The 461-nt window shown below is 34.3% G+C and carries 1 protein-coding gene; it reads left to right on the top strand.

Going from position 1 to position 461, the window contains the following annotated elements:
* Positions 1 to 65: 65 nt before the first annotated feature.
* A complete protein-coding gene (locus CJF42_RS26395; protein WP_095369414.1) occupies positions 66 to 377 on the top strand; it encodes a hypothetical protein in 312 nt (103 codons plus the stop codon).
* Positions 378 to 461: the final 84 nt, after the last annotated feature.

A 461-nucleotide genomic window follows, 5' to 3' on the forward strand; every position in this document is an offset into this window, starting at 1 on the left:
TCAAAATAACTAAGTCTGCTCGGCTTTTTCCGAGCAAAATATCAATGCCAATATGGGTATAGTTAATGTATAAAATAAAAATTCAAGTTTATATCTGGGATGGAGATTCAATCGAAAATTCTGAGCAATGGACAGTTGCTTGCAAAAATATTGAAATACCATTCCCACCATTCCATGACCTAAAAATTGATTTTGAGACTGAGAAAGAGCGTAAAATCAAGAGTGTAACTTGGAATATTGATAATCAAACTTTTAGTTGTGAGTTGTATGAACAGTTTTGCTACTTAGGTGTTGATGATCTTATGTTTGATGAATGGGTTGAAGATTTTGAAGATAATGGCTGGTTAATTAATGGTCCGCATAAAAATAATGTCTGATTTGATAGTTGGAGGTATTTAAAGCCTCATACTAAGTCAGCCGTACAAAACACCCCCAGACTGATGCGGCTATCTGCATCAAAA

Origin of the sequence: Pseudoalteromonas sp. NBT06-2 (assembly GCF_002276045.1) — a bacterium.
Lineage (GTDB): Bacteria > Pseudomonadota > Gammaproteobacteria > Enterobacterales > Alteromonadaceae > Pseudoalteromonas.